The sequence below is a fragment of the Rubripirellula reticaptiva genome (assembly GCF_007860175.1).
Classification (GTDB): Bacteria; Planctomycetota; Planctomycetia; order Pirellulales; family Pirellulaceae; genus Rubripirellula; species Rubripirellula reticaptiva.
The window spans coordinates 535574-557646 of the sequence record NZ_SJPX01000002.1 but is presented as its reverse complement, the minus strand read 5'-3'; the positions used below and the strand labels follow the sequence as shown (position 1 = coordinate 557646).

Sequence of the window (22073 nt, the reverse complement as noted above, 5' to 3'; positions counted from 1 at the left end):
AAGCAGACTCCGATAACTTAGGTGGGCGAGGTCTTCTCCATCCGAGAAGACATCGTGGGGGGCTTCCACACTCGACCCGTACGGAAACATGCCATAGTCGCTTGGCGCGACCTAGGTTGTCGGCATGTTTCACGGCGGCATGATTTCGGAAGCCTAGATAATGAATCGCGTGCTGATTCGATACACGACTTATTTGCAGTTGTTTCTTGCCGTCTTGATGGCTGGGGGCTGCTCGACGACTCAACCGTTCTTTGCGGGTGAGTCGCCGGACCTGCAGTACTATCTCAATTCTGCGACACGGATCGAGTATCCGGACGTCGAGATTGACCGCTTGGCTGAAACCGAGATGGCGACTGAGCCGTTATCGATTGGCAACCACGACTATCAGTTCTGGGATCTGACGGTCGAGGAATGCGTTTCGATTGCGATGCAGAACGCCAAATTCTTCGTCACGACCAGCGGCAACGCCGAGTTCCGTCAAAACGTCGCAGCACAGTTTACCAGTGCGTCCGCCGATCAACTTGGCAGCATCTACGATGTCGCGATTCAGCAATCGACGACTCAGTCGATTCCACTGACCATTGATGGTGCTGGTAACCGAACGCTGCCACGAGGCGTGCTTCGTGCTAACCAAATCGGTGGCGTGGAAGACGCATTGGCCGAATTCGATGCCCAAGCCAGTGGCTTTTTGAATTACAGCACCACCGATCGTCCTGCCAATTCGGTCAACAGCACCGTGTCGACGCAGGAATCGAAGGCCCACGACTTCACACAGCAGTACGCACTTAGCAAGCGTTTCGCAACGGGCGGCGTCGCAACTTTTCGCCAACAAACCCTTTACGGAAGCAACAATACACCGACAGTCGCCCAGGGCGGTCTGCGTCAGGTTGCCGGTACTTACACGGCTCTGCTGGAAGCCCAAGTTCAACACCCTTTGATGCGAAACCGTGGCACGCTGATCAATCGCATCCCGGTCGTATTGGCTAGCTTGAACGAAGACGTCGCGATTGCCGACTTCGAAATTCAAGTTCGTAACCTGGTTCGTGACGTCGAAGTGAACTACTGGAACTTGTACGTCGCTTATCGAAATGTCTCGACGGCGGTGATTGCACGTAACAGTGCCATTGCAACCGCTAAGTTTGCTGAACTGAATTTGGAGAACGGTACCGGTACGGTGCAAGAGTTGGCACAGGCTCAAGGACAGTACTACAACTTCCGCGCTCGTTTGGAAGGTGCTTTGTCGGGTTCAAACCTGCCTGGCAACGACCGCCTTGGCGTCTACGGCAGCGAACGTGCACTGCGTGAGTTGATGGGGCTTGCACCCACCGACGGACGCTTGATTCGCCCGATCCAAGAACCAACACTGGCTCGTGTCAATTTTGACTGGGAAGAAGTAACCACTGAGATGCTTTACCTCAGCCCCGAGCTTCGCAAGGGACGCACCGTTGTCAAGCAACGCGAACTCGAGCAAATGTCGGCCAAGAATCAGCTTCTTCCCGAAGTGAACTTGTCGCTGCTTTACCGCTGGGTAGGCGTTGGCGATGAGCTTGGCTACGGATCTCGTTCGAGCATTCCTGGACCGCTGCCGGGTAGCAGTGCCCTGAGCAGTTTGACCGGCGGTAACTACCAAGAAGGAGCCGTGCGTTTAGAATACACTCCATCAGCGATCGGTGGACGTCGTGAACGTTCCCGCATCCGTGGATCGCAGTTGCGTCTGAAGCAATCGATGGCATTCGTGCAGGAAGCTGAACGATTGATGGTCAGTCAATTGAGTGAAGCGGTCGCAAAACTTGCGACTCACTATCAACAAATTCAAACCACTGCACAGGAATGGCAGGCTTACGAAACAGAAGTCGAAGCCCGTCAAACTGAATTCCGCGGCGGTCGTAGCCAAGTCAACGTCGTGCTGCAAAGTCAGCAACGTAAGGCCGAAGCACAAATCAAGTACTATCAAGCGTTGGGTGAATACAACAAATCGCTCAACTACATCGACTACCTCAAGGGCACGATGCTGGCGAACAGCAACATCACCCTTGCCGAAGGGCCTTGGAACAAGAAGGCTTACTGGGATGCGTTGGAACGAGCACGTGAACGAAGTGCGGGTAAGCACAAGGTCTACGGTGTGAGCCGACCCAACGTCGTTCGCCAAGGACCACTGCGAGACGCCGCTTCGGCTTCGCAAGTGATCGGCAGCGGAGTAACGCACGACGGCCAATTGCCACCTGACGCGTCGTTCAACGCCAGCAACCTTGATGGGGTACGAATGAATGCGATGGCTGACGACTTGATGCCGTTCACTCAGCCGGTTCCGATGCCAGAAGACTTGCCGCTTGGCGATCTGGGTACCTCGCCAAGCGATTTGATGGCTCCCTTGCCTACGCCGCAAGCACTGCCGGACCGGCTCAACGAAGCTGGTGACATCATGCAGTTGAGTTATCAACAACCGGCCGAGCAACGTGCTCTTGTGAAGTCAGCGACCCAGTCATCAGCAACTCATGTCGGTGATGTCGAGTTCGACAATGCACCGATCCCAGTTCGCCGCAAACCACTACCGACTCGATAGAGACTCGGTCACTCCAAAACTCCGGGCGGAGGCTTTGCGAGGGCTACCGATTCTAGCGCGTCGGAAACAACGGTCCTTGTACACGAGAAGCTCGAGCACGCTGAAAAGCGTCTCGAGCTTTTTGTCGTTGACTCGTGCCAATCGCTATAATGGCCGGCGAATGAGTCCACGTTTCTCTTGAAGGCGCGATCGACGATGAACCGGAGTTGCATGAAAATTACGGGCGTTCTTCTATTTTGCCTGATGGTCGGATGCATGCCCGCATCTAAACCGCCGACGGTGGTCGGCCCGATCGATACTAAGACTGCGTCGCAATTGCAGGCCACCATTCGTGCCAAACATGGGCCGATCTATTCAATCGAACATCAACTCGGTGACAAAGCATTTTCCGCGAATTGGGAACTGGGCAACGCGCTCAAGAAGTCTGCTCAGTTGCAAATCAAGCCACCGAGTGATTGGTCGGATACCGAGTTGTACCAGGCTCTTGAAGTCGTCTTGAATGCGCACGAAAGCAAGCCTTGGTATGGGCAAATCGATGACACAGTGCTTCGGCTGATGCGCGAGTCGCTGAGAAGTGAAACGGGCGAGGTGGCCGAAGGTTATGCCGATGAAACTCCGTACGAAGTGACCGCCAAAGTCAAGAAAAATGGCAACGAGTGGTTCTTGCAAATCAAGACCCAAATCCTGGATGAAGATGGCAACGCGTTGGGGTTTTGATACCGGTTTTATTGCTTCGGATCGGTTCAGGCCGCCGGGTGAACAAGGCTCAGGTGTAACTCGCAGTGACGGCATTGAAGCTGTTCATGTTTTGCACGCGTCATTGGCCCGAAAAACGGATGCGGTGGCAGTGTGTCGGCGTTTTGAAACCGGTCAATGGCTTCACGAAAATGTGATAGGCCAGCTTGAGTATCAACCTCAGTCTCTGGCCAAAGAATGGCCTGGGCACCAGCTGGTAGCTTAAAACCGGGTGACATTTTTCGAAGCAATATGGGGCGGATCAGGCGTGCGAGCATTCGCATTGGCAGTCCGACAGTCGGGCCTGGCATTTGCCCTGCGACGACGTCCAACACGCGTGACAAGTGTTCCAGGATTTGTCCGTATGAAAACTCGCCCGCTGTTTCGACTGGGATGGCGGCAAGTCGTTCGACTTCGGTTGCAATTTCGTCGATTGACTCGAATTTAAGTTCGCGTTGACGTGGTTTTTGTTGATTTGATTTCTGTTTACTTTGCGCGGCCATACTTTGGTGTTCGTTTGAATTAAAGAAGGTGTTTGGCTTTGACTTCAAGGTACTGGTTAACAAGCGGCGCCGTCAGTTCATCGGGGAATGCGTCGACGATCAGCACGCCGCGGTGTTCCAGATCTGTCAGCACCTGATGACGCCAAAGCAGAATGTCGGCTGCCGCCGCGGCTCGATACATCTGGAACGAATCACCATCGGGCGAATCGGCTGCGTCGAACATCTCGCGATCACGCAGCAGCACACCAAGCGGCAAATGCTGGCCGCTAAGATTCCCGAGGTAGTCGACCACTGCGCCTGCGTTGACTTCATCGATCACGTTCGTCGCTAGCACAACGAGTGATCGCCGTTTGCAGTGCGTCGACAAGTACAGAAACGCTTGGTCGTATCGTGATTCAACCAGTCTTGGGAACTGATCAAATCCGGCTTGGATCAAGCGGTTCATCTGACTCTTGCCGCCGGCCGGCGGGATGTAGGAGTGGATCGTGTCCGAAAAGCAAAGCATTCCAACCGCGTCACCTTGCGACAACGCAACGTAGGCCATCATCAAAATCGAATTGAGCGCGTGGTCAAGCAGCGTGTATCCGTCACGCTGGTTCGTCATCATCCGGCCACAATCAAGCAAGAAGATGACACGTTGACTCTGGTCACTCTGGAATTGCCGCACCGTCAACTTGCTGCGACGGGCGGTGCTGCGCCAATCAATGTGCCGATAATTGTCGTCGCGAGTGTAATCTCGTAGTCGTTCGAACTCACTGTCCTGTCCGATTCGCCGCGTCTTGCGCACGCCGATCAGGCTCAATCGATTGGTGCGCGCAAGCATCGCGTAGTCCGACAACTGTTTCATGTCGGGGTACACGTTCAGAGGGTTTTCAAGCGGCAACACCATGTGCCGTTTCCAAAGCCGGCAAAGGCTCGAAAACATCAGGTAGACGTTGCTGAGTTGGAACGCGCCGCGTCGCCCGGGCATCAGCTTTCGTTTCGCCGTCATCACTCCGAGCGGGGCGAGTTCCAGTTCGTGCTGCGGCGGCGTCGACGTGAAATGGTCGGGCAGGTCATCGCGAAGCTCGCCTCGTAGCACCATCCCCGATCGGTTCGTGATCGTCACTTCGCTTTCCATCGCAACACCAAGCGAACAGGTGCGGGCGATTTTACGTTGGACTTCGATACCCCGGTTGGTCAGCACATACAACAGCACGAAATCGACGCCTGCAACTAAAATGAGCACTAGGTCGAGTAATGCTGCGATGACCAGAAAATTGGGAAAAAAAATAGTCAGCACACAGACCAGCAGCGAAACTCCCAACAGGGCGAGCCAGCCTCGGGACGGGTAAATGCGAAGTTTCCAGGCCGCAAAAACCAGCGGAGCGGCTAGCAACGCAAGCATCAGCCAAGGCCATTGGCTCTGCCACTGGATCTCGGTTTCAAGCGACTGGCGAATGGATTCGTTCATGGACCACGGGGGCAGACTCTGGCGGATCGATTGGTTGCCCGATTGTAACCGATCGCATACCACTTTACGTTGCAACGCCAGCGTTCGTTTTCAACTGTCCACCGTTCCCAAGCCCTTCGAGTTCTTGAAGTGGAACAATCATTCTTGGCCTATTTACGCGGGCGATGCCGCAGTCTTCCTCAAGTCACGGTGGGGATCGGTGACGACGCGGCTGTCATCGAGCCCGTCGTTGGTCAGCAAATTGCGTGTGTTGACCAGATCATTGACGGCGTCGATTTTTTGTCCGAAAGCCATTCACTGGGGGATGTGGGCTACAAGGCAATGGCAATCAACCTTAGCGACGTCGCTGCGATGGGCGCGGTGCCAACATCGGCGCTGGTGACGTTGGCGCTGCCCAAAAAGAATGCCACTCGCATTGCTGGCGATGTCTACGAGGGCATCTTTCAAGCGGCGACGGAGTTTGAGGTTGCGATCGCCGGTGGAGATATTTCGACTTATGATGGCCCGTTGGCAATCAGCGTGACGTTACTTGGGCACGTTCCGGCCGGCGGCGCGTGGCTGCGCAGCGGTGCGGGCGTCGACGAGGCCATCTTGGTCACCGGCGCGGTGGGTGGCAGTATTGCCGGTCGGCATTTGCGTCCCGTGCCCCGCGTGAAGTTGGCGGCGCAGTTGCGCCAGTTAGTCACGGTCACATCGGCGATCGATATCAGCGACGGGTTGTCGCTCGATTTAGATCGATTGCTGGCTAAAAGTGATGTCGGAACCGAACTGAGAATCGATTCAATTCCGATTCACGATGACGCCATCGAGTTGTCAAAAACGTCGGGCCGAACGCCATTTCAGCATGCTTGGAGCGACGGCGAAGACTTCGAGTTGATTTTGACGATGAGCCAATCGGACGCGGACAAAGTGCTGGCAGAAGATCTCGGTGTCGCGATCACTCAGATCGGCAAGACAACCAGCCGGACTGGTTTGTGGAAGCTCGAAAACGGTCGCCACGAACGATTGTCGCCCCAGGGTTACGTGCATGGATCCTGAATAATTCCAGTCGACAACAACATTCCGCTTGGCGTCTTGCGTCAAGCGATTGCTTGTTTCAAGCAGGCAGCACTCCTCTAAGTGCTTGCTTTCTGCTTGGCAGGTTTTCCTGTCGCGGGGGCTTCCAGAATGCCCTTTGCTTTTGGCCACAGGATGGCGGCTTCGACTAACATCCAGGCTTCTAGAATCAGAGTGGCGACACCCACGATGATGACGACCCAGTTTGGATTGTCATCGCTCAGCCAGACTGGCAATTCAGATAGCATTGCCCAGGCAGGTACGATCAGCATGAAGATCATCGGGATGACGATGAACCAAACCGGTATGCCGCGTCTCCACAGAAAGAACGATATCACCAAGAACGCCAGCCCGGCTAGCAATTGATTAGTTGCGCCAAAGAGTGGCCACAGGATCAAGCCGCCTTTTCCGGCAAACGTCGTCAACCACCAAGCTGCACCACTGATCCCGCCGCTCGATGCAGCGGCCGGTAAATCCGGAGTCGCGTCCAAGTATGCAGCCGGCACAGTACCGGTGAGGGCTTCGCTGAAGGATACAGGAGTATTGGGTGCTGGCAGGGCCGCGATCACTAGCCCAAGTGACACGGCAAAGATCGTTGCGCCATGTTTGTTGGTTAACCAAACCATCGGATTCAGCGACAGTCCGGACGACGGCGTCTCGCTACTGTTTCTGTCTCTGTCGCCGACGAATGTCATGGCTAGTTCTTGAACGACATAACGCTGCAGTCGACAAGCGGTGTCTAAAGTCGTGCCCGCAAACGAGGCGACCAGAACGCCCATGATGGCGACCGCAACTTCAGCGGGCACCGAGATGGCTTTCAAGAAATTCGCAGAACCGTCAACAAATGCGCCGACCGTTGGGCCCAAACCTTTGGCGGATGCCCATGTCGCATATCGGACATTGAACGCATCAGTGCCGGTGACGATTTCCGAGCTGCCGACTGCGCTGGTCCCCAGTCCCAATCCCGCAACGCAAGCCAAAATCACAATCGTTGCCAGAAAACCTTCGGCCAACATCGATCCGTAGCCTACGAACAGCGCGTCCGATTCGTTCTTGATTTGCTTGCTGGACGTGCCGGAAGACACCAGACAATGAAAACCGCTGCAGGCACCGCAGGCGATCGTGATGAACAAGAATGGAATCACCGACGGAGCGCCGATCGGGTTGGCGCGAACCATTGGTGCGACGATTTCTAAGGGAATACGGCTTCCGCCATCTGTGATCGGTGCGCCGCCAAACAATCCGGCAGCGATAAGTCCAACGACGACGAGCCCAAGTGCCGTGATCAATTGCAGCGAATTGATGTAGTCGCGTGGCTGCAGCAGCAGCCATACCGGCAAGACCGATGCGACGTAGGAATAGAACAGCAATAGAAAAACCCAGGTGATAACGGACCAGCCTGCCATCGCTTGGTTCCAATTGCCCAGCAGTCCCTCGTTACCGAAAACCAAGGTCAAGTACATCGCGAAAAGTGCCACGACCGACGGGACTAGCAAGTTGACATTTTTGCGGTGCAACCAAGTTCCGATTCCAATCGCAATCGGAATTTGTACCAGGCAAGGAAAAATCGACGCCGGGTACTGCTTGAAAACGGTCGCAATCACCAAACCAAAAATGGCTAGCACGATCGTCAAGGCCATGAACAGAATCAGCAGAAACAACAAACGAACACGGCGATTGAGGACTCGTCCCGCGACATCGCCTACTGTTTGGCCACGGCTGCGAATGGACACCACCAGCGATCCGAAATCGTGGACGGCACCGACTAAAATCGACCCTAGCAAGACCCACACCAGTGCTGGCAACCAGCCCCACATCACGGCGATCGCGGGGCCTACGATTGGCCCGGTGCCAGCGATGGAGGTGAAATGATGTCCGAACAGAACTGATTTGTCCGTTGGTACAAAATCGCAATCATCGTTCAATTCGACGCTCGGCACGCCGGCCAGCGGATCGAGCCGAAAAATCTTTCGAGCAAGCCATCGCCCGTACGTGCGGTAGGCGATCAGGTAAGCCACCATCGCGCCGATTGCAATCAGGAGGGTGCTCATGGTCGAAGGGGCTCGCAAAAAAAGAGGGGGCTCGCAAAGAAAACTGCCAGAAGGATCGAAACTGGCACCTTGCCACCGCTACGTTTGGTGGCTTTCGATGCCTATACTGGTCGGCTAACGATCATAACAGCTTTATAGCTTCAATCGGCTAACTCGCGGAGCGATTTCAACGTGTCGGAAAATATCGAGAAGACAGTCATCATCGGCAGTGGTCCCGCAGGTTGGTCCGCCGCCATCTATGCGGCTCGTGCCAACCTGAACCCCGTGGTTTACGAAGGAACCTTCAAGCCCGAAATGATTCCTTTGGGGCAGTTGGCTTTCACGACCGAAGTCGAAAATTATGCGGGTTTCCCCGCCGGAAACGTCCGCGCGTTCGTTGAGTCGGCGGTTAGCAAAGACCGTCACTACAATTTGCCACCGGCACCGGCTGGCCACGAAAAAGACGGGCAACCTCATTATGCCGTTCAAGGCACTGAGTTGATGGAGCTGATGAAGCAGCAGGCTCTTAACTTTGATACCCGCGTGGTCGGTGATGACATCGAACGGGTTGAGTTTGCCGAGACCGGGCCGCACACGCTCTTTCCCGCTTCGGGCGACCCGATCAAGACGCACACGGTGATCATTGCGACCGGCGCGCGGGCAAATTATCTGGGTTTGCCATCTGAAGAGGAGTACAAGAACAAAGGCGTCAGTGCTTGTGCGGTTTGCGACGGCGCTTTGCCGATTTATCGCAGCAAGCCATTGGCAGTGGTCGGTGCTGGTGACTCGGCCGTCGAAGAAGCGACGTATTTGGCGAATCTTAAGGGTGCCGCAACGATCTATATGATCGTCCGCCGCGATGAAATGCGGGCGTCGAAAGTAATGCAAGATCGCGCGCTTAATCACCCCAACATCGAAGTCCTGTGGAACAGCGTAGTCGACGAAGTTTACGGGGATGGCAAACTGGTTACTGGCCTGAAAATCAAGAGTACGGTCGACGAAGCTGTTCGCGACTTGACCGTCGGCGGCATGTTCGTCGCGATCGGGCATACGCCGAATACGTCCTTCCTTGATGGCGCGGTCAACATGAACGAAGCGGGCTACATCCAGTGGTCCAAGCCGTTCCGCACCAACACAAGTGTCCGTGCTGTATTTGCAGCAGGCGACGTCGCCGACGATTACTATCGTCAAGCAATCACATCGGCTGGTACCGGCTGCATGGCTGCTCTGGATGCCGAGCGTTACTTGGCTGAACTTGATTCGTAGTCGGTCCCCGGCGCCTCCCACCTTACCTCCAAATCGTGATCCGACCTGATGAACGAACAAACTGATTTTTCGCGCGAAGACGCGATGCTTGCCGACGCCGCGACCAAGGGGCCGGTCGGAAAAGCACTGATCTACACGCGGTTGTCGGGGCCCGGTTGGTTGCAAGGCGCGATCACGCTTGGCGGTGGTTCGTTGGCGGGAGCTTTGTATTTGGGGGTGATCGCTGGTTACGATTTGATGTGGTTGCAACCCATCGCGATGGTGTTGGGCGTAATCATGCTTAGCGCGATCAGCTATGTCGCGTTATCCACGGGCGAACGTCCATTCCAAACGCTTAAGACCCACATCAGTCCCGTTTTAGCTTGGGGATGGTTGATCGCAACCATGATGGCAAACATTGTTTGGTGCTTGCCTCAGTTTGCGCTGGGAACCGCATCGGTTCAGCAAAATTTGCTGCCATCGACCAACAGCGATACGGGAAAAATTATCGTCGCGATAACGATTTTGATTGTGGCTTCCGTCGTGGTGTGGTTTTACAACTCGGGCAGCAAAGGCATCAAAGCGTTCGAGTTGATCTTGAAGGGGATGGTCGGCATTGTCGTGCTGTCGTTCTTTGGTGTTGTTTTGGCGATGACGTTTGAGGGCGCACTGGACTGGGGCAAGATCATGGCCGGATTTGTTCCGAATCTGACTTACTTGTTCGAGCCGGTGCCTAGTTTGGCTGCGTCCGTATCGGAAACGGGCGAGTACCGTGATTGGTGGACAAATATGATCGCCGGGATTCAAAAAGACCGGATCATCACCGCCTTTGCGACGGCCGTCGGTATCAACATGACGTTCTTGTTGCCATACTCGATGTTGCGAAAAGGTTGGGGAGTCAAGCACCGGACGCTGGCAATCTTTGACCTTTCGATCGGTTTGATTGTCCCGTTTGTTTTGGCCACGAGCTGCGTAGTGATTGCGGCGGCAAGCCAGTTCCATGGCAATTCAGCCGACGTCACGCAAATGTTGCAAGACGGAAAAACTGATTCCAGCGAAGTCAAAGAGTACTTCAAGTTTCTCGATAAACGAATTTTGGAAGAGTCGCCCGGTGCCAGCGAACCCGAATTGCTTGCTGCTCGTGAGTCGTTGCCAGAATCGGACAAGCAAATTGCGGCAATGTTGGTCGGACGAGACAACTTTGCGCTAGCTGGAACACTTGAACCGCTCGTTGGCCGAACGGTTGCGCAAACTCTGTTTGGTGTCGGCGTTCTTGGGATGGCTGTTTCAACAATCATCATTCTGATGCTGATCAACGGTTTTGCATTCTGTGAATTGATGAACGTTCCGCCCGAAGGAACGATGCACCGAATCGGTTGCTTCATTCCGGCCGTTGGTGTGTTGGGGCCTTTCTTTTGGGGCCAGGCGGCGCCCGCGCTCGCCGTTCCGACATCGGTCATCGGTGGTGCAATGCTGCCGATTGCCTACCTGTCGTTCCTACTGCTGATGAACTCGCGCCGCGCCCTCGGTGACGCCATGCCAACCGGCATCAGACGCGTTGTCTGGAATACGCTGATGATCTTTGCTACTGCCGTCGCCGGCTTCGGTTCGGCTTGGGGCCTACTAAGTAAAGGCACGATTGGCTACGTCGCGCTGGCTAGCATCGTTGTGATGCTGTTGCTGGGTGTCGGTGGATTCATCAAGAAGCAATCTCAGAACTGATTGCCGAATCGACCGGGTGACTGCGAAGATTTGAAAACGAAGACTCATCAACATTGGATGGAACTATGAGTAAGTGGATCAGCGTTGAAAAGGCTCGCCAGGAATTCTCGATCGGACCAGATGTCGAAATCCGGGGTTGGGTGCGAACGCGTCGGGACAGTAAGGGCGGGTTCAGTTTCATCGAAATCAACGACGGCAGTTGCTTTGGAAATTTGCAAGTCGTTGCGCCGGCCGAGTTGTCGAATTACGCCGACGAAGTTCAAAAGCTCTCTGTTGGTTGCAGCGTCGTGGTGGTTGGCGAAATTAAAGAATCGCCCGCCGCGGGTCAGCCCACTGAATTGCACGCGACCAAAGTGCGCGTGTTGGGGTGGGCGGATCCGGAAACCTATCCGATGCAAAAGAAACGGCACACGTTTGAAAAGCTGCGCGAGTGGGCTCACCTGCGACCGCGTACCAACACGTTCGGCGCGGTTGCGCGCGTTCGAAACCAGATCAGCCAATCGATCCACCAGTTCTTTACTGACAACGGATTCTTTTACACGCACACGCCGATTATCACGGCAAGCGATTGCGAAGGCGCCGGCGAGATGTTCCGAGTCACTTCGCTGGACTTGGAAATGCTGGCCAAGAAAGGCGGGCCGGTAAATTACAAGTACGACTTCTTTGAAAAGCCAGCGCACCTGACCGTCAGTGGTCAATTGAACGGCGAAGCCTACGCAACCGCGCTTGGACGAATCTATACATTCGGGCCGACCTTCCGTGCTGAAAACAGCAACACGTCGCGACACTTGGCCGAGTTTTGGATGGTCGAGCCCGAAGCAGCTTTTTTCGATCTTGCGGACAATATGAAGCTTGCCGAAGACTTCTTGAAACGCATCTTCACCGACTGCTTGAACAAGTGCGGTGAAGACATGGATTTTTTTGATCAGCGGATCGAGAAAGGTAAGATTGACCAGTTGAAGGCTGTTATCGAAAAACCTTTCGCACACATGACGTACACGGATGCCGTCGACGTGTTGAAGTCGACCACCGAAAAGTTCGAGTATCCGGTCGAGTGGGGAACTGACTTGCAAGCCGAGCACGAACGCTTTTTGACAGAGAAGCATGTGGGCGGGCCGTTGATCCTGACGGACTATCCGTCGACGATCAAGCCTTTCTACATGCGAGTTTCGGATGATGGTCGAACGGTTGCCGCAATGGATGTGCTGGTTCCCGGCGTCGGAGAGATCATCGGCGGCAGCCAACGCGAAGAGCGTCTTGATGTGCTGCTTTCCCGGATGGATGCCGCTGGGCTGAATCAGGCTGACTATGACTGGTACATCGATCTGCGTCGCTTTGGAACCGTGCCTCATGCTGGGTTTGGACTTGGGCTTGAACGGGCCGTTCAATATGCCACGGGAATGGCGAATATTCGCGACGTGATCCCGTTTCCGCGAACGCCGGGCAATGCTGGTTTCTAAGCTCTGAATCGCTTTACGCATTATGAAAAGGATGCCATCAGAGTGTTGCAATTGGGCAACATCGGTGGCCTTTGGGATGCGTTTCTATGTTTCATTTTGGCAACATCGACGGTGCCTTTGATTTGCGAAACGGAAAGAATTCCCGTGTTTTGCCGGTGCGATAGCTTGGGTCGGTGATGCGTTTTGGTTTGGACCGGAACGTGCGTTATCACTTGTTCTATGAAACTCTTTTACGTTCATCCGGATGACGCACGCTGGCTTGCCCGATGGTTGCGAGGCAACCTTTGCGGCTGCCTGATCGTGGCTGGACTGTTGTGCTTGATCGGCAGCGATACGCCGAACCAAGCGGATCGGTCGTTCATAAAGTCGGTCGTCGCGATGGCGCCCGCCGAAGAATCGCCGCGTGTAGTCAGTCATGTTCCCGAGGGTTGGCGGCGAACGGTCAACGGTTGGGAACATACATCGACTTGGGGCCCAGTCACTCGGCAACTCAGCGAATGGATCGAGTCCCAGCAAGCTCGCGAACCACTTTGGGCTCAGCGACTGCTGGCAAGTCTTCGCGATACACCGCCACTGATCTTTGCGATGTGCCAGATCACCGCGATTACAGCGGTGGTGGTTTTCACACAGCGCCAGGAAAACGCTGTTTGATTGATCCGGCGCCGTCGAAGTGCGGGTGGATTCAGGCGGTCTGCCGCAGACGCCGCATATCGCTAGAAAGCCGCTAGTATTTCGGCCGCGTTTACGGGCGGCTGGCGGTGCGCTGGACGCCGTCTTGAAGGGTTTCGGTCATGCGGGCGCGGTATTCCATCATGCTGTTTTCGCCCTGGAATCCGACGACTGTTTCGTCCCAGTCCAATTGCTTGCTGATCATACGGCCAGCGTCGATATCGAATCGGATCGTGCCGTTGCTCATCTGTTGGACGACCTGAGCCTTGACGGATTCATCGTCGATCGGGGTCAACGGTTCGCTGCGGATGGTTAGCGTCGCAACTCCGGTCTGAACCTTCTTTAGCGTGATCAGCTCGCGAATTTTGATGATTTTGATTTCGCCTGCTTCGGTTCGTGTGCGCACTTCGCGTGGGACTGACCATGAATCGCCGATCGCGATTGGTTCTTCGGGCAAAGCCAGCGTCAATGTTCCCATGCCCAGGCTTGCTTTGGTTCCGCCAAAGTCTTCACGGTGCGTTTCTTGTCCGCGCGGATTGATGGTCAAAGTCGATAGCGTCGCGCCGATCTGTTCGGCAACCTTTTCGAACACTGCGGCAGGTTCTTCGCCGGTCGTGCTGTCCCATCGCAATTCTTCGGCGTCGCCTTGTTGTTGCGTCATCGCAACTGAGTCAATGATGTGCTCGAAGGTCATTGCGTCGTCCTTCGCCTCGGTGACATTCCAGTGGCGATTGCTGACCGTATGCACGTTGGAGACTTCTTCGGCGCCTCGAATTCGCGTCTTGGTTTTTGCGATGTGCGTGACTTCGTATCGGATCTGCTCGCCGGGCGTGAGCGAATAGCGGAGCAAGTACTTTTCACCGGACTGCGATTCTTCAGCCGATGCTTGATGAAGTGTCAGGCAAAGTCCAAGTGCGGTTGCAGTGGCCAAGAAAATACGATTCACGTTTGCGGTCTCCCTACGCGTCAAAACGGGTGTTTCACGACATAGGAAAATCGCAGAATGCGCGTTCTGCGGCAAGACCGGAAAATTACCGTTGCCAACAGTTTGGCTGACGAGCCTTCGTGGTCTGGACAACCTGCAACGACTAACGAACCCCGCTGGGGACTTCATCGCGGCAGGTCTGGGCAATGGCTTGGGGGCTTAGCCCGTGCTGGTGAAGCAGATCGTTTCGTTCCCCGTGGTCGATGAACTCGTCAGGCAGCGCTAGGACCCGAATTGACCGCGTGTCTAAGCGTTGCTGGACGGCTGATTCGATGAAGGCGGATCCAAACCCGCCCATCCGGGCACCCTCTTCGACGGTGACGACGAACTTGCCGCCACTGAGTGTCTCGCGCACCATGCCCTCATCGATCGGTTTGACGAAGCGAGCATTGATGACGCCGACGTCCAAGTCGCCCTCAAGCATTTCTGCGGCGGCGATGGCTTGTTCAAGCATTGCACCAAAGGCCACGATTGTTCCATCGCTGCCTTCGCGGATCACTTCGCATTTGCCAATCTCGATCGGCGCGGGGGTATGTTCCAGTTCAATTGCAGATGCCTTGGGGTATCGAATGCTGCAAGAATGGTCATGCGCAAGGGCTGTATTGAGCATCATTTCCAATTCGGAGGCGTAACCCGGTGCCATGCAAACTAGGTTCGGAAAAACTCGCATATAGCCAATATCGAACAGGCCGTGGTGAGTCGGTCCGTCGGGTCCGGTCAGCCCGGCTCGGTCCAGCAAGAATGTGACCGGCAAATCCTGCAACGCGACCTCTTGGAAGATCTGGTCGTAACTTCGCTGTAAGAATGTGCTGTAAATATCGACGATCGGGCGCAGGCCGGTTTTGCACTGACCGGCTGCAAAGGCAACCGCGTGCGATTCGCAAATGCCGACATCAAAAAATCGGTCCGGGAACTTTTCGCGGACTGGTTCTAGTTTGTTGCCTTGGCACATTGCCGCGGTGATGATCGTAACCTTTGGGTCGGCCGACATCGCTTTACGAACCGCATCGCGAGCGTGCAGCGTGAACGGTGGATGACCATCACTCTTTTGCGTGACCAGTTTGCCGGCTTTGTCTTTAAAGGCCGGTGGCGTGTGAAAGTACACAGGATCTTCGGCAGCCGGTTTGTAGCCGTGTCCTTTCTCGGTGACGACGTGCAGAAGAACCGGACCAGGCGTCTCGCGTGCCATCAACAAGTACTTTCGTACCAGTGCAATGTCGTGTCCGTCGATCGGTCCGACGTAACGAATGCCCAGTTCCTCGAACAGCATTCCGCCAAGTAGGCCTGCTTTGACGCCTTCCTTCATTTGGGCGAGCAAGCGTTCGGCTGGGTCCCCAAACATTGGCACTCGGTCCAGCAACTTGGTGACTTCGCTTTTCAGTCCCGAATAAAACGGGTTGCTGCGAAGTCGATCCAGGTAGCTGGCAACGGCGCCGACGCGCGGACAGATCGACATTTTGTTGTCATTCAAGACGATCGTTAAATCCTCTCCTAGCTCGCCCGCGTTGTTGAGAGCTTCGAACACCATGCCGCTTGGGAAAGCGCCGTCGCCAATTACGGCAACGGTTCGTCGGTCAGGTTGCCCGCCGACGACATCGCCGCTGCGCAGGCCGACTGCCGTGCTGACGCTGGCTCCGGCGTGGCCGGTCATGAACAAGTCGTAAACGCTTTCATTTGGATTGGGGTAGCCCATCAATCCGCCTGCCGTGCGAATCGAAGGGAAATCGTGATAGCGTCCGGTCACCAACTTGTGAGGATAGATTTGGTGTCCGGTGTCCCAGATCAAACGGTCGCTACGGAAGTCAAACTCGCAGTGAAGCGCTAGGCAGAGTTCGACGACGCCCAAGTTCGACGCAAAATGAGCGGTTCGTGCCGCCAACAAATTGCAGAGCACGTCGCGGATTTCCGCGGCCACGCATTCCAGTTGGTCAGGTGAGAACGTGCGTAGTGGCATCGCATCGGTCAGTCCGGCTAGCAACGGATGCTGGCCAAGTTGGTGGTGATGCGAATCTTCGTGTGTGTTTGATGCGTTCGTCAATGTGTGCGCTCCAGTACGTAGTCCGCCAGCCATGTTAACCGCCATCCGGCGGTTCCAAAAACTGACGCTCGGCATTTTGCCGACTCAACCAACTCGTGTGCTTTCTTGCGAGCCCCGTCCAATCCGATCAGGCCCGGATAGGTTAGTTTCCCGCGATCGGCGTCTTTTCCGACCCGTTTCCCTAAGTCCGCTTCATCCGCAGTGTGATCCAAAAGGTCGTCAACGACTTGAAAAGCTAGGCCAAGATCGGCTGCGTATTGGGCCAAAGTCTGACGCGAACTCTCGTCCGCCCCCGACAAGACCGCGCCTAGATCAAGCGCGGCAGCGAAAAGTGCCCCAGTCTTACGACGATGAATGGACTCTAAATGTTCCAAAGTTCGGTCTGGGCTACCCTTTTCAGCAGCCAAATCATCGGCCTGTCCGCCGACCAAGGCGTTCGCAGATGCTGCCTCCGCCAAAACTCCCATCGCGGCTGCTGCTTTTACAGGATCCGAAACTCGCGTCGCCAAATGGCGAAAAGCTTCGGCTTGCAAGGCGTCGCCCGCCAGGATCGCGGTCGCTTCATCAAATTTGATATGGACGGTCGGACGGCCGCGACGAAGGTCATCATCGTCCATTGCCGGCAAATCGTCGTGAATCAGCGAATAGGCGTGAATCATTTCAACCGCGACTGCCCCAGGCGTCAGTTGGTCGCGAAGCTGCGAATCCAGTGTCTTTCGGCAAGCTTCGCCCGCCATCAGCACGAGCGCCGGCCGCAGTCGCTTTCCGGGTGCCAACAGCGCGTAACGCATCGCATCGGCAAGTTCCGTTGGGCAGCCGTCACCAAAATTGCACGCGGATTCGATGGCCGATTCAATCCAGGGCTTCAGGTCATCGATTCCCGACGACGTTCGAATGGATGAAGGGTTGGCCAATTTATCGGTAACAATCTGAAGATGGAGAGATGGACGATGGTTCTAAACGCGAAGAACCGTGGCTGGACCCGCTAAGATTCGTCGGGACTCAGGAAGTTCGGGGGGGAAGGTCATTGGGCGATAGCTGAAACGTCTCTTCACAACAAATTGCCGATCGCTAAATGTAATCCTAGTCAAATGATTCTAGAAAAGACCTGGTGCTTCGTCCACGCTTTCCGAGGTCTTGTCTTCGTTAAGGGCGTCATCGTTGCCGTCGTCGGATCTTGAAGACTGCTTCGATGATCGGCGCGCTGATGGTGCGGATTTTGCCGAGACTGATTTGGATCGGCCAGCCCCACCGCGAACCTCTAATTCGCTCAGTTCCTCGGTGATCGGGTTGCCGTCCGCGTCGAACCCCGCCAAAACGCTGACACGTTGTTCGGCCGCAGCTAGCAGTCGATGGCATTGTTTGAGTCGCTTGATGCCTGTCTCGTATTCGCCCAGCGATTCCGTCAGCCCGAGGTCGCCACTTTCAAGCCTCGCAACGATCGCTTCGACCTCCGCTAGCGCGTCTTCGAAGTTGATCGACTCTTCGGGTTTCGAAGCAGATGAGGAATTTGCGGATGATGCGGATTTCTTTTTTGCCATGACAACCAATTGCGCTGGGTTCTTTTTTGACTTGCCCGTGAAGTCGACGTAGAAATTCAATGAGTTCCTATCTCGATTGCGACACAGGTCGTCTAACGGGGTACGGATCTTAACGATTATGAGTTCGGGTTGTCTCCCACCAGTAAGCATCATGGCCAGGAAGTCGCGAAAAGGAAATCGATCAAGCACCACGACTCAACACAGGTCGGCGGTTCCTGCACGCACACCGGCAATCGCATCTGATTCAGCGCCGGAAACAACCGTTCCAGTGGAGGTAGATGCTGAGGTTGTGGTTTCAAACGTCACCACACCATCGCCTGAGCTTGACGCGAACACGCGGTTGCTCCAGCAAATCACGGCTCAGATTGCTGAGCTGCATCGCATAGTCGCCACTGAAAAGAGCGTCGCGGCTGAGACTAAGCTGGACCAGGTTAGTGGTAACCAGTCAGCCTCGTCGGAACCGATCGAGATGATGCGATTGGAAGTCGAAGAGTTGGCGAATCATTTGCGAACGGTCGAAGATGAGAACGACGAACTTCGTCAACAGAATAGTGATCTGGCGGCTCAGCTCGCAGCATCGAGCGTACGCAGCACTTTGTCGAATCCACAATCCAGCACAAGCGATGCGTTAACTTGGGATGAACGTAAGGCGTTGATCTTGCAGCAGATGGAAGCGGAGACGTTTGATGCTGATGTGTTTGTGGACGAACTGCAAACGGAACGGAACTCGGAAGCCGAGAGTCCAACTGATTTCGTTGAATCGCTGATGAATCAGCTTCGAAAAAGCGAATCGGATTTGAAGAAACGTGACACTGAAATTGGCGAGCTTCGCTGCTTGTTGGAGCAGCCTTGCGAAATCCGAGGGCCCGGTGAAGTGGTCGGTGCCGCTGCGATCGCACAAATGGTCGATGCGGACGAATTGGTGCTGCTCGAACGTGAACGATTGCAACAACTGCAAGCCGAGTGGGAAGACAAGTTCCGTCGCAGCGAAATTGATGCGTCGTTGGAACGAGCAAAGCTGTCTCGTGAACGGCAAGAGCTAGCCAACAAAACACTTCGGCTCGAAGAACAGATCGAGCACCTGCAACGAGAAGCTCGTCAGACCGAAGAATCCGGATCGTCGTCGTCGCGGCGTTGGATGGTAAAACTAGGGCTTACCGAAAGCACGCCGTAGCGATCGTTCCAAGCGAACTTATTCGGCAGTGAGGTCAAGGAAGTTTCGCAGCGCTCGTAGCATCACTTCCGACTCTTGTTTGAGCATCTCGAACGTCGCCGGTATCGTGGCGATCGTCGTCGTATTTGCCAAGTCTTCGAGCTGGCCAGCCAGTTCAGACACTCGCGACGCAAAAAACAGATTGGACGATCCTTTCAACGTGTGCGCGGCGCGGCGAATGATCGTAACGTCTCCGTCCGGGATCTCATCCGCCAGAGTTTGAAGAATCGATTCGCACTCGGGGATGAACACCTCTGCCAATCTGCGGACACCCTGCAACCCGCCGGGCACTCGTGTTGCCGAAGCTCGCAAGTCGATCGACCCATCGACGGACTCTGAGATTGCGTCCCAGCGAGCCGTGGAGCGACTGCCACTGCTGCTCGACAGGCTGCTCGACGGCGTGGTGTCATCGTCGGCCGATTCGTCGGCGGCTCCAGACGATCGAATCGGATGCTCGGGAGCAAATTTTGCCAGCATTTCCTGCAACCGACGTGGGTGGATTGGCTTGGCCAGATGAGCGTCCATTCCGGATTTCAAGCACGCGTCGGCGTCCTCTTTCATCGCCGCAGCCGTCACCGCAATGATCGGAATATGATTGCCGGTTTGTTCTTCGACAGCACGGATTTGCAAAGTCGCTTCGATTCCGTCCATCACTGGCATGTGCATGTCCATCAAGATGACGTCGAAGGGTTCCGCCTGCCAGCGCGAGACCGCTTCACGCCCATCATTGGCCACCACCGCAAGGTGACCACCTGCTTTCAGCATGCCAACGGCAACATGCTGATTGGCTAGCCCGTCTTCGGCGACCAAGACTTTCAAAGGCGGACAAACAACCTGGCCTTCTTCCGGACGTTTCTGATCGGTCTTCTGAATTCCCATCACTTGCAGGACCGTGTCCAACAACTCTGACTGGACGACTGGTTTGATCAAGTAGCGTGCGATCCCCAACTCGCCACATCGCTGGACATCTTCTTGGCGATCTGCAGACGACAGGATGATCAGTTTGGTGGTTTCGGCATCATGGTTTTGGCGAATGCGGTGTGCCACCTCGAACCCGTCCATGCCTGGCATCATGCAGTCAAGGATGACCATCGAAAATGGCTTGCCTCGATCCCGCGCCGAATTGACTTCTGCGATTGCCGATGCGCCGCTGTCGGCGAGTGTTGGCGACAGTTTCCAAGCCGTCATGATCTCCTTTAGAATCCTCCGGTTGGTCTCGTTGTCGTCAACCACGAGGACCGGCAAATTGGTCAGTTCCTTCAATCGCGACACTGGATTGACGGTCGCCGACGGGGCCTTGGGCAAATGAGCGGTGAAGTAGAACGTCGTACCTTTGCCAACCGTTGATTCAAGTTGCAGTTGTCCGTGCATCAACTCGACCAACTGCTTGGTGATTGCCAATCCCAAACCTGTTCCACCAAATCGGCGAGTGGTTGACGTGTCGGCCTGGGTAAACGCATCCAAAACGGATGAAAGCTTGTCTTGCGGGATACCAATCCCGGTGTCCTGAACGCGAAAACACACCGGCGTCGAGTCGTCGGGCAAGTCGGTAATGGCATCTTCGCAATTGCCTTTGCAGACTTCGATCAGTACTTCGCCCTCGTCGGTGAACTTGATCGCATTGCCGATCAAGTTGATCAAAATTTGTCGAATTCGGCCCGGGTCACCCAGCAATTGGTCGGGCAAATCGGAGGCGACGCGGCAAGCTAATTCCAGACCTTTTTCTGCAGCACGCAGCGATAACGTTCGGCCTGTTTTTTCAACCAAATCACGGATCGAAAAGGGGATCGCTTCGAGTTCAAGCTTGCGAGCTTCGATCTTCGAGAAATCCAAAATGTCATTCAAAAGACGCAATAGCGAATCCGCTGAATCACGTACCAACTGGTTGTAATCGGCCTGTTCGGGATTCAACGCGGTTTGAGAAAGTAGCTCAGAAATACCGATGATTGCGTTCATCGGCGTACGAATTTCATGGCTCATGTTGGCCAGGAAATCGCTTTTGGCGCGGTTCGCCTGGTCCGCCAATTCGAGTGCTTTTTTTAAAGCGTCTTGTGACGCTTTCAGCTCAGTGATGTCGCGAGAAATACCGAATGTGCCAATGACGTTGTTGTCTATGTCGATCATCGGCATCTTGGTCGAAAGGCACCAAGTGTCTTCGTGATCAGGCCAGGTTTCTCGCTCGATCCGATCCACCAACGGCTCACGCGTCTCCATGATGCGAAGCTCGTCCACGCGAGCTTGTTCGGCATGTAAGCCGGTAAAAATATCTGCATCGGTTAAGCCAACTGCCACATCTGCATTGGCCAAGCCAAATTTGCTTGCCATCGCTTCGCTGATCCGAACAAAGCGGCTGTCTTGGTCTTTGAAGTAAATTGAATCCGGGATGTGTCGCAACAACGTGCCCAATAAGTCTTTTTCGAGCTGCAGAGCTTGTTCGGCGAGGACTCGGTCGGAAACATCCCAGAACAACACCTGGACCCCGATTACGTTTCCCTCAGGATCAAAAACAGGACTCTTGATGCGTTCAATCCAGGATCGGTTACCGTGCAGATCCGAAGTTTCCTCGACATTATGAACTGACTTGCCGCTTGCCATGACCAATAAATCGTCATCACGATACGTCTTGGCTAAGTCGGCCGGAAACAGATCGGCGTCAACCTTTCCAACGGTTTCCTCAAGCGTTGTTTGACGAAATTGAAGATACGCGCGATTGGCGAAGAGACGCCGCCCCGAGGCATCTTTGATCAACAAACTCAGTGGCAACGTGTTGACCAACGCCTGGTACGTCGAACGGGACTGCACAAGTTCATTTTGATCAGATTCTTGGCTTTCCGAGTCCATCGCTTCGGCTTTCGGCTTG

Annotated in this window: 16 protein-coding genes; 8 read left to right on the top strand and 8 right to left on the bottom strand. The window is 54.9% G+C overall.

Going from position 1 to position 22073, the window contains the following annotated elements; genetic code table 11:
• The first annotated feature begins 160 nt into the window (after nucleotides 1–160).
• A complete protein-coding gene (locus Poly59_RS08310) occupies nucleotides 161–2563 on the top strand; it encodes a TolC family protein (RefSeq protein ID WP_146533625.1) in 2403 nt (800 codons plus the stop codon).
• Between the two features lie 255 nt (nucleotides 2564–2818).
• Complete coding sequence (locus Poly59_RS08305; protein ID WP_146533624.1) at nucleotides 2819–3280, top strand: hypothetical protein; 462 nt, start codon at nucleotides 2819–2821, stop codon at nucleotides 3278–3280.
• Nucleotides 3281–3306: 26 nt separating this feature from the next.
• Here the strand turns inward: Poly59_RS08305 and Poly59_RS08300 are convergent, their stop codons facing one another.
• Nucleotides 3307–3801, bottom strand: coding sequence for a DUF1569 domain-containing protein (locus Poly59_RS08300; protein WP_146533623.1), 495 nt, complete (start codon nucleotides 3799–3801; stop codon nucleotides 3307–3309).
• Between the two features lie 19 nt (nucleotides 3802–3820).
• The gene (locus tag Poly59_RS08295) at nucleotides 3821–5254 is read right to left on the bottom strand and encodes a DUF58 domain-containing protein (protein WP_146533622.1); all 1434 of its coding nucleotides are present in this window, start codon (nucleotides 5252–5254) and stop codon (nucleotides 3821–3823) included.
• Between the two features lie 129 nt (nucleotides 5255–5383).
• On the opposite strand from Poly59_RS08295, the gene Poly59_RS08290 reads away from it, so the two are divergent.
• Entirely contained in the window at nucleotides 5384–6292 is a 909-nt protein-coding gene (locus tag Poly59_RS08290; protein WP_146533621.1) for a thiamine-phosphate kinase, read from the top strand.
• Nucleotides 6293–6369: 77 nt separating this feature from the next.
• On the opposite strand, the gene Poly59_RS08285 is transcribed toward Poly59_RS08290, so the two are convergent.
• Nucleotides 6370–8361 carry a carbon starvation CstA family protein gene (locus Poly59_RS08285; protein WP_146533620.1) on the bottom strand — a complete coding sequence of 664 codons (1992 nt, stop codon included), beginning with the start codon at nucleotides 8359–8361 and terminating at the stop codon, nucleotides 6370–6372.
• A gap of 171 nt (nucleotides 8362–8532) precedes the next feature.
• Here Poly59_RS08285 and Poly59_RS08280 point away from each other — a divergent pair, with 171 nt between their 5' ends.
• The 4 genes from Poly59_RS08280 to Poly59_RS08265 all read left to right on the top strand — a co-directional run bounded on the left by Poly59_RS08280 (nucleotide 8533) and on the right by Poly59_RS08265 (nucleotide 13418).
• On the top strand, nucleotides 8533–9606 hold the full coding sequence (locus Poly59_RS08280; RefSeq protein WP_146533619.1) for an NAD(P)/FAD-dependent oxidoreductase: 1074 nt from the start codon (nucleotides 8533–8535) through the stop codon (nucleotides 9604–9606).
• Between the two features lie 48 nt (nucleotides 9607–9654).
• Nucleotides 9655–11307 carry a divalent metal cation transporter gene (locus tag Poly59_RS08275; RefSeq protein WP_146533618.1) on the top strand — a complete coding sequence of 551 codons (1653 nt, stop codon included), beginning with the start codon at nucleotides 9655–9657 and terminating at the stop codon, nucleotides 11305–11307.
• Nucleotides 11308–11372: 65 nt separating this feature from the next.
• Nucleotides 11373–12767, top strand: a complete 1395-nt coding sequence (gene asnS / locus Poly59_RS08270; protein ID WP_146533617.1) for an asparagine--tRNA ligase — start codon at nucleotides 11373–11375, stop codon at nucleotides 12765–12767.
• 219 nt (nucleotides 12768–12986) lie between these two features.
• Nucleotides 12987–13418 (top strand): hypothetical protein, encoded by a 432-nt coding sequence (locus Poly59_RS08265; protein WP_146533616.1) that lies wholly within the window; start codon nucleotides 12987–12989, stop codon nucleotides 13416–13418.
• Nucleotides 13419–13509: 91 nt separating this feature from the next.
• On the opposite strand, the gene Poly59_RS08260 is transcribed toward Poly59_RS08265, so the two are convergent.
• The 4 genes from Poly59_RS08260 to xseB all read right to left on the bottom strand — a co-directional run bounded on the left by Poly59_RS08260 (nucleotide 13510) and on the right by xseB (nucleotide 18060).
• The gene (locus Poly59_RS08260; protein WP_186776093.1) at nucleotides 13510–14382 is read right to left on the bottom strand and encodes a hypothetical protein; all 873 of its coding nucleotides are present in this window, start codon (nucleotides 14380–14382) and stop codon (nucleotides 13510–13512) included.
• 142 nt (nucleotides 14383–14524) lie between these two features.
• Nucleotides 14525–16459, bottom strand: a complete 1935-nt coding sequence (gene dxs / locus Poly59_RS08255) for a 1-deoxy-D-xylulose-5-phosphate synthase (RefSeq protein ID WP_390621447.1) — start codon at nucleotides 16457–16459, stop codon at nucleotides 14525–14527.
• Complete coding sequence (locus Poly59_RS08250; RefSeq protein WP_246151490.1) at nucleotides 16456–17373, bottom strand: polyprenyl synthetase family protein; 918 nt, start codon at nucleotides 17371–17373, stop codon at nucleotides 16456–16458. The genes dxs and Poly59_RS08250 overlap by 4 nt, the downstream gene beginning before the upstream one ends.
• 183 nt (nucleotides 17374–17556) lie before the next feature.
• Nucleotides 17557–18060: an exodeoxyribonuclease VII small subunit gene (gene xseB, locus Poly59_RS08245; protein ID WP_222436061.1), complete on the bottom strand. Its 504-nt coding sequence runs from the start codon at nucleotides 18058–18060 to the stop codon at nucleotides 17557–17559.
• Nucleotides 18061–18151: 91 nt separating this feature from the next.
• Between xseB and Poly59_RS08240 the strand changes: the two genes are divergently transcribed.
• Nucleotides 18152–19174, top strand: coding sequence for a coiled-coil domain-containing protein (locus Poly59_RS08240; protein WP_186776092.1), 1023 nt, complete (start codon nucleotides 18152–18154; stop codon nucleotides 19172–19174).
• 18 nt (nucleotides 19175–19192) lie between these two features.
• On the opposite strand, the gene Poly59_RS08235 is transcribed toward Poly59_RS08240, so the two are convergent.
• Nucleotides 19193–22054, bottom strand: a complete 2862-nt coding sequence (locus tag Poly59_RS08235; RefSeq protein ID WP_146533613.1) for a hybrid sensor histidine kinase/response regulator — start codon at nucleotides 22052–22054, stop codon at nucleotides 19193–19195.
• Nucleotides 22055–22073 lie beyond the last annotated feature (19 nt).

Excerpts from the sequence above, each read along its gene's own strand:
- Poly59_RS08300 (WP_146533623.1), bottom strand. The coding sequence starts at position 3,801 with ATGGCCGCGCAAAGTAAACAGAAATCAAATCAACAAAAACCACGTCAA.
- Poly59_RS08310 (WP_146533625.1), top strand. The coding sequence starts at position 161 with ATGAATCGCGTGCTGATTCGATACACGACTTATTTGCAGTTGTTTCTT.
- Poly59_RS08275 (WP_146533618.1), top strand. The coding sequence starts at position 9,655 with ATGAACGAACAAACTGATTTTTCGCGCGAAGACGCGATGCTTGCCGAC.
- Poly59_RS08305 (WP_146533624.1), top strand. The coding sequence starts at position 2,819 with ATGCCCGCATCTAAACCGCCGACGGTGGTCGGCCCGATCGATACTAAG.
- Poly59_RS08285 (WP_146533620.1), bottom strand. The coding sequence starts at position 8,361 with ATGAGCACCCTCCTGATTGCAATCGGCGCGATGGTGGCTTACCTGATC.
- Poly59_RS08235 (WP_146533613.1), bottom strand. The coding sequence starts at position 22,054 with ATGGACTCGGAAAGCCAAGAATCTGATCAAAATGAACTTGTGCAGTCC.
- asnS (WP_146533617.1), top strand. The coding sequence starts at position 11,373 with ATGAGTAAGTGGATCAGCGTTGAAAAGGCTCGCCAGGAATTCTCGATC.
- Poly59_RS08295 (WP_146533622.1), bottom strand. The coding sequence starts at position 5,254 with ATGAACGAATCCATTCGCCAGTCGCTTGAAACCGAGATCCAGTGGCAG.
- Poly59_RS08240 (WP_186776092.1), top strand. The coding sequence starts at position 18,152 with ATGGCCAGGAAGTCGCGAAAAGGAAATCGATCAAGCACCACGACTCAA.
- Poly59_RS08265 (WP_146533616.1), top strand. The coding sequence starts at position 12,987 with ATGAAACTCTTTTACGTTCATCCGGATGACGCACGCTGGCTTGCCCGA.